The organism is Kitasatospora sp. NPDC059088, from assembly GCF_042738155.1.
Taxonomy (GTDB): Bacteria; Actinomycetota; Actinomycetes; order Streptomycetales; family Streptomycetaceae; genus Kitasatospora.
This window is the reverse complement of sequence record NZ_JBHYGR010000043.1, coordinates 1-7113: the sequence shown is the minus strand read 5'-3', so window position 1 is coordinate 7113 and position 7113 is coordinate 1. Positions and strand designations below refer to the sequence as shown.

Annotated in this window: 8 protein-coding genes; 7 read left to right on the top strand and 1 reads right to left on the bottom strand. The window is 72.1% G+C overall.

The annotated features are described in order from the left end of the window. Nucleotides 1-118 precede the first annotated feature (118 nt). Nucleotides 119-823: a class I SAM-dependent methyltransferase gene (locus ACFWXO_RS20550; protein WP_380525264.1), complete on the bottom strand. Its 705-nt coding sequence runs from the start codon at nt 821-823 to the stop codon at nt 119-121. 392 nt (nt 824-1215) lie between these two features. Between ACFWXO_RS20550 and proS the strand changes: the two genes are divergently transcribed. The 7 genes from proS to rplS all read left to right on the top strand — a co-directional run bounded on the left by proS (nt 1216) and on the right by rplS (nt 6903). Beyond that, nucleotides 1216-2628 (top strand): proline--tRNA ligase, encoded by a 1413-nt coding sequence (gene proS / locus ACFWXO_RS20545; protein WP_380525263.1) that lies wholly within the window; start codon nt 1216-1218, stop codon nt 2626-2628. Nucleotides 2629-3072: 444 nt separating this feature from the next. After that, a complete protein-coding gene (locus ACFWXO_RS20540; protein WP_375891771.1) occupies nt 3073-3651 on the top strand; it encodes a hypothetical protein in 579 nt (192 codons plus the stop codon). Between the two features lie 374 nt (nt 3652-4025). After that, nucleotides 4026-4454 (top strand): 30S ribosomal protein S16, encoded by a 429-nt coding sequence (gene rpsP / locus ACFWXO_RS20535; RefSeq protein ID WP_375891773.1) that lies wholly within the window; start codon nt 4026-4028, stop codon nt 4452-4454. A gap of 2 nt (nt 4455-4456) precedes the next feature. Beyond that, nucleotides 4457-4696: an RNA-binding protein gene (locus ACFWXO_RS20530; protein WP_030056773.1), complete on the top strand. Its 240-nt coding sequence runs from the start codon at nt 4457-4459 to the stop codon at nt 4694-4696. A 152-nt stretch (nt 4697-4848) separates the two neighbouring features. Continuing rightward, complete coding sequence (gene rimM, locus ACFWXO_RS20525) at nt 4849-5409, top strand: ribosome maturation factor RimM (protein WP_375891775.1); 561 nt, start codon at nt 4849-4851, stop codon at nt 5407-5409. Nucleotides 5410-5579: 170 nt separating this feature from the next. Next, nucleotides 5580-6398: a tRNA (guanosine(37)-N1)-methyltransferase TrmD gene (gene trmD, locus ACFWXO_RS20520; RefSeq protein WP_380525288.1), complete on the top strand. Its 819-nt coding sequence runs from the start codon at nt 5580-5582 to the stop codon at nt 6396-6398. A gap of 154 nt (nt 6399-6552) precedes the next feature. Beyond that, nucleotides 6553-6903 carry a 50S ribosomal protein L19 gene (rplS, locus tag ACFWXO_RS20515; protein WP_030243502.1) on the top strand — a complete coding sequence of 117 codons (351 nt, stop codon included), beginning with the start codon at nt 6553-6555 and terminating at the stop codon, nt 6901-6903. Nucleotides 6904-7113: the final 210 nt, after the last annotated feature.

Genomic DNA, 7113 nt, shown 5'->3' with positions numbered 1-7113 from the left:
GCGGGGTCCGCGGGGGGCGGGGGGGGGCGGGGGAGGGCCCCGGTGTGGGGGTGGGCGGGGGGGGGGGGGGGGCCCGGGGGGGGGGGGCGCCCCCCCGGTTTCCGTTGCTCGGGGGCTTTCAGCGCGGCCGCTCGGCGATCAGGTAGCGGAAGACGTTCTCCATCCGGACCGAGCCGTCCGGGCGCAGGTACGGCTGCAGCGCCTCCTCCAGCTCCTTGGCCACCAGCGGGGCGCCGGAGAACTCCTCGGCCGCCTCGAACAGTCCGGTGGAGAGCAGGCCGCGCACCGCGCTGTCGAGGTCCGGGTAGGCGAACGGGCAGCTCACCCGGCCGCTGCCGGCCGGGCGCAGGCCGGCCGGGGCCAGCAGGTCCTCCAGCGTTCCCGGCGCGCTCAGTTCGAACGGGTCGCGGGCGGTGGTCCGCCCGGCCATCCGGCGGGCCGCGTCCAGCACCGGGGCGCTCTCGCAGTGCTCCGGCGGGCCCCAGGCGGCGAGCACCACGTGCCCGCCCGGGAGGGTGTGCCGGGCCGCCTCGGCGACCACCGGCCCGGGCTCGGCGGAACCGGGCAACTGGTCGAAGACCGTCACCAGCGAATGGGCCGAGCGGGGGACGGCGGCGGCCGGCCGGGCCCCCGCGCACACCCGCAGCCGACGCCCCCGGGCCAGCTCGCGCAGCTCGTCCCGCGGCTCCTGCCCGGCGACCTGGGCGCCCCGTCCGGCGGCCAGCAGCAGGGCCAGTCCGGACCGGCAGCCCAGTCCCAGCACGCTGCTCGCCGGGCCGACCTCCAGGCGGTCGTGCACCGCCTCGTAGAGCGGCACCAGCATGCGCTCCTGGATCTCCGCCCAGTCGCGCGCCCGCGCGGGCCCCGCGGCCTCCTGCGGGGGGTGGTGCGGTCGTGCGCCGGTCGGTCGTGCGCCCGCCGGTCGTGCGGTCCCTGGTCGTGCGGTCGTGCCGGTCGTCCGAGCTGAAGCCATCGCGGCCTCCCATCCGGTCCTTCGGTGTGCAGCTACGGCTCCCCCAAAGTCCCGCCCCACTCCAGCGAACAGCGGGTCGGGCCCGGCGTCCAGAGGGGTGCAGGGTGGTGCGCGCGTGTCGCGGTCGTGCGCCCCCTGCGGACGGACCGCGGTCGGCGTGCCACGACTGAGGGTGTCCTCACCCCCTCATCGGTGTGATACCGATTCGAAGTGAGGGGGCCGATCCCCGTACCATTCCGCCCATGGCTAAGGCACCCGTTCTCACCCCTCAGGCGGAAGACTTCCCGCGCTGGTACCAGGACCTCATCAACAAGGCCGAGCTGGCCGACAACGGTCCGGTGCGCGGCACCATGGTCATCCGACCGTACGGCTACGGGCTGTGGGAGCGGATGCAGCAGGAGATGGACGCGCGCATCAAGAAGGCGGGCGCCCAGAACGCCTACTTCCCGATGTTCATCCCGCAGTCCTACCTGACGAAGGAAGCCGAGCACGTCGAGGGCTTCGCACCCGAGCTCGCGGTCGTCACCCACGGCGGCGGCAAGCAGCTGGAGGAGCCGGTCGTCGTCCGGCCGACCTCCGAGACCATCATCAACGAGTACTTCTCGAAGTGGGTGCAGAGCCACCGCGACCTGCCCCTGCTGATCAACCAGTGGGCCAACGTGGTCCGTTGGGAGCTCCGCCCGCGCGTCTTCCTGCGCACCACCGAGTTCCTCTGGCAGGAGGGCCACACCGCCCACGCCACCTACGAGGACGCCCGCGCGTACGCGTCGATGATCCACACCCAGGTCTACGGCGACTTCATGACCAACGTGCTCGGCATCGACGTCGTGCTCGGCCGCAAGACCGCCAAGGAGCGCTTCGCCGGCGCCATCAACACCCTCACCCTCGAAGGCATGATGGGTGACGGCAAGGCGCTGCAGATGGGCACCAGCCACGAGCTGGGCCAGAACTTCGCCAAGGCGTTCAACACCACCTACCAGCTGCAGGGCGCCGAGCGCGAGCACGTCTGGCAGACCTCCTGGGGCGTCTCGACCCGCATGGTCGGCGGCCTGATCATGTCCCACGGCGACGACAACGGCCTGCGGGTGCCCCCGCGCCTGGCCGCGGTCCAGGCCGTGGTGCTGGCCATCAAGGGCGACGACGCCGTCATCGCCAAGGTCCGTGAGATCGGCGCCCAGCTGGAGGCCGTCGGCATCCGGGTCGTGGTCGACGACCGCACCGACACCCCGTTCGGCCGCCGCGCCGTCGACTGGGAGCTCAAGGGCGTTCCGGTGCGCATCGAGGTCGGCCCGCGCGACCTGGAGAACGGCACCGCGATGCTGGCCCGCCGCATCCCGGGCGGCAAGGAGCCGGTCTCCATCGACGCGCTGGCCGCCCTGCTGCCGGGCCTCCTGGAGGAGGACCAGGCGCTGCTGCTGCGCCAGTCCCGCGAGCGCCGCGAGTCCCGCACCGTCGACGTCAAGACCCTCGACGAGGCCGTGGAGGCCGCCGCGACCGGCTGGGCCCGGATCTCCTGGGCCGACCTCGGCCCGGCGGGCGAGGCCAAGCTGGCCGAGCAGGGCGTCACGGTGCGCTGCATCGTCGCGGCCGACGGTTCGGTGCCGCAGGCGGACGACCAGGACGGCAATATCGCGATCGTCGCGCGTTCGTACTGACGTCATCGCGGCGTGCGCGTACTGATCGCGTGCCGCCCACCGATGTCGGCGGTCGTCGGGTAATGACCGGTGGCGGCGACATTTGCCCGAAATGCGGGCGGGTAAGAATCCGGTAACTCTGCCGGAGGGGGCCGAGTAGGTGACATCCCTACTGGCCGGTCAACTGCCGGTATTAACGGAATAGCGGTACGGTGTACGGCCCGTGGCCCTGTCAACTTCGACGGGTCCACGGGCCGTACGTCCAGGGGGCGACAGCCCGCTCCCTGGACGGAATTCACGAGGCCCGCCGACGTTGCGACGGGCCGAAACCCGCAGGGGGTTGGTCTTGCCTCAGATCCGGAACGCGCAATTCGCGCGCAGTCGTGCATTCCTGGGAGTTCCCTGGGAATTCCCGGAGAACGGGAACATGCGGAACATCGGCGCACTCTGCATCGTTGGTCTAGCGTGAGCACGACACAGCCCCTCGTCCTCGCGGCCGAACTGGCCGCCGCCTGGAGCGACATCCAGGCCTACCACCAGGACCTCCCCGACCTGGCCTCGCCCGAGGCACTGATCGGCGAGTCCTCCTCGGCCTGTGGCACGCGGCTCGGTTTCGAGCGGCTCCTCCACGAGGCTGCCCACGGTCTGGCCGCGGCCCGGGACATCCGGGACACCTCGCGGGCCGGCCGCTACCACAACCGGCGCTTCCTGATGCTCGCCTCCGAGCTGGGCCTGGCGCACCCGGTCGAGCCGCACGCCAGCAGCGGCTTCTCCCAGGTGACCATGCTCAAGGAGACGCAGGAGCGCTACGCCGACACCATCGAGCGACTGGACCGCGCCCTCGGCGCGCACCAGGAGGCGGTGGCCGGCGACGGCGCCAATCGCGCGTTCCGCGGCCCGGCCGCCCGGCACGGCTCCTCCGGGGGCGGCGTCCGGGTCAAGGCGGTGTGCGGCTGCGGGCGCAACGTCCGCGTCGTGCCGTCGGTGCTCGCCCAGGCGTCCATCGTCTGCGGCGCGTGCCAGCAGCCGTTCAAGATCGCGTAATCCGGGGTCGGGACCGGTCGGCGACTGTGCGGGCAGTCGGCTCGGCCGGGATGATCGACACCGGTGGCATCGGTGAGTCTGTGGGCTGACCGGGAGCGGGGGCTCCCGGTCGAGCCCTGAACCGTCCCCCCTGAAACCGTCCCCCTGCTCCGGCCCGGTCGCCCCGGCCGCGGCACAGGTGCTCCCCGGCTCCGTCTGCGAAGGCCGGGTGAAGAGCCCTGCCGCCGATATGGCAGAATGGACAGCTGAGTACTCGGCAGCCGAGCAGGACCCCTCTCTCCTACGGCTGGCGTGTCCCTTGAGCGGACCGCCCCGCAACCCCACGCGGACGGCGAGACCGCTCACCCACGTCAACACCAGGAGAATCCACTCCCGTGGCAGTCAAGATCAAGCTCAAGCGTCTCGGCAAGATTCGCGCCCCGCACTACCGCATCGTCGTCGCCGACTCGCGCACCAAGCGTGACGGCCGCGCGATCGAGGAGATCGGCATCTACCAGCCGACCTACAACCCCTCGAAGATCGAGGTCGACACCGACCGCGCCCAGTACTGGCTGTCCGTCGGCGCCCAGCCGACCGAGCCGGTGCTCGCCATCCTCAAGCTGACCGGTGACTGGCAGAAGTTCAAGGGCCTGCCGGCCCCGGCGCCGCTGCTGGTCGCCGAGCCCAAGGTCGAGGACTTCTCGCACCTGTTCGCGAAGGCCGTCGCCGGCTTCGAGGACGCCACCACCGGTGTTGCCATCACCCCGAAGGCCAAGAAGTCGGACAAGGCCGAGGCTGAGGCCGACGCCGGCGCCGAGGCCTGATCGTGATCGAGGACGCCCTCGACCATTTGGTGAAGGGCATCGTCGAGCACCCCGACGAGGTGCAGGTGCGCTCGCGCAACCTGCGTCGGGGGAACACCATCGAGGTGCGGGTGCACCCCGATGACCTCGGCAAGGTGATCGGCCGGGGTGGCCGCACGGCGCGCGCACTGCGCACCGTGGTCGGCGCCCTCGGCGGTCGCAACGTCCGGGTCGACCTGGTCGACGTGGACAACATTCGCTGACGCAGCTGCTCGTTCAGCCGTCGGCCTTTTTCTGTCTCCGGCTTTCTGCCTCCGGCCGCTGTCCTCGGCTGTCGTCACCGGTCTTCGTGACCGCTTCTGTCTCTGCCTTTGTCTCTGCCTTCTCGCCCAGCAACTCCAGGAGAACGATCACCGTGCAGCTCGTCGTCGGCAGGATCGGCCGTGCCCACGGCATCCGGGGGGACGTCAGTGTCGAGGTCCGCACCGACGAGCCGGAACTCCGGCTCGGCCCCGGTGCCGTCCTGCTCACCGACCCGGCCTCGGCCGGGCCCCTGACCGTCGAGTCCGGCCGGGTGCACAGCGGCCGGCTGCTGCTGCGCTTCGCCGGCGTCAAGGACCGCAACGCGGCGGAGGCGCTGCGGGGCACCGTGCTGATCTCCGAGGTCGACCCGGAGGAGCGTCCGGACGATCCGGAGGAGTACTACGACCACCAGCTGGTCGGCCTCGACGTGGTGCTGCTCGACGGCACCCCGGTCGGCGAGCTGACCGCGGTCGTCCACCTGCCGTACCAGGACCTGCTCACGGTGGAGAAGGCCGACGGCACGGAGGTGCTGGTGCCCTTCGTCACCCAGATCGTGCCGACCATCGACCTGGAGAACCAGCGGGCCGTGATCACCCCGCCGCCCGGGCTGATCGACCTCGACGAGGCCGAGGTCGTCGGCAGCGCCTCGGAGGAGCCGGAGGAGTCGGAGTGAGCGCCGAGCAGGACCTCGCGTCGACGGCCGCTCCCGAGCCCGCTCCCGTGCCCGCCCCGGAGAGTGCCTCGGAGAGTGCTTCGGCGGCTGCCCCCGGTGGGCAGTCGGGGATGGTGCAGCCGGGGACCGTGCAGTCGGGGACCGTCCAGTCGGGGGCCGTCCAGTCGGGGATGCGGATCGACGTCGTCTCGATCTTCCCGGAGTACCTGGAGCCGCTGAACATCTCGCTGGTCGGCAAGGCCCGGGCCCGCGGCCAGCTGGACGTGCACGTCCACGACCTGCGCGGATGGACCCACGACGTGCACCGCACGGTGGACGACAGCCCGTACGGCGGCGGCCCCGGCATGGTGATGAAGCCCGAGCCGTGGGGCGAGGCGCTGGACGCGGTGGTGGCCGGCGGCCCCGAGGGCGAGCTGCCCACCCTGGTCGTTCCCACGCCCAGCGGGCGGCCGTTCACCCAGGAGCTCGCCCAGGAGCTCGCCGGGCGCCCCTGGCTGGCGTTCACCCCCGCGCGTTACGAGGGCATCGACCGCCGGGTCATCGAGGAGGCGGCCACCCGGATGCCGGTGGTCGAGGCCTCGATCGGTGACTACGTGCTGGCCGGCGGCGAGGTCGCGGTGCTGGTGATGGTCGAGGCGATCGCCCGGCTGCTGCCCGGCGTGCTCGGCAACGCCGAGTCGCACCGGGACGACTCCTTCGCGCCCGGCGCGATGGCCGACCTGCTGGAGGGCCCGGTCTACACCAAGCCCGCCGAGTGGCGAGGCCGGACCGTCCCGGACGTCCTGCTCAGCGGCAACCACGGCAAGATCGCCCGCTGGCGGCGGGAGCAGGCCTTCGCCCGCACCCTGGCCAACCGGCCCGACCTGGTCGGGCGCTGGCAGTACGGAGCCTTCGACAAGAAGGACCGGGCGGCGCTCGACGTCCTGGGCCTGGCCTGGGACGAGGAGCTCGGCCGATTTCGGTCCACGGCCGTCGATGTGGAAGAATAGGCCGCTGCTGTCTGTCGCTGGCCCCCTTCCGTAGGGGGCACGTGGACCGGCGCCCTCGCCACGGGGGGATCGCCGTCAGCCGATGCGGCCCGCAGCTCACCCCATTGTGACGAACTTCCGTGGGCGGCCCGTGGCGCCTGCGATGGAGAGCAACATGAGCAACAAGCTCGCTGCTGTCGACGCGGCCTCGCTGCGCACCGACATCCCGGCCTTCCGCGCCGGTGACACCCTCAAGGTTCACGTCCGGGTCATCGAGGGCAACCGCTCCCGTGTCCAGGTCTTCCAGGGCGTCGTCATCCGCCGCCACGGCGCCGGCGTCGGTGAGACCTTCACCGTCCGCAAGGTCAGCTTCAACGTCGGCGTGGAGCGCACCTTCCCGGTGCACACCCCGGTCGTCGAGAAGATCGAGGTCGTGACCCGCGGTGCGGTTCGCCGCGCCAAGCTGTACTACCTGCGTGACCTCCGCGGCAAGGCCGCGAAGATCAAGGAGAAGCGCGACCGCTGATCCACCGCCCCCCGGCCGCGCCGGGGGACCGGAGCGCTCCGAGGGGCCGGGCCACCGCAAGGTAAGCTCTGCGCCCGATGAGCACGCACGAACCACCCGCGGACCGCGACGGCAGTCCCCGCCCCACCCGGGGGCCGCGGGCTGGCAGGGGGGCCGTGGGGGTGGTGGCGCTGACGGGGGGGGCGGCGGCGGGCCGGCGCGCAGCGCTGG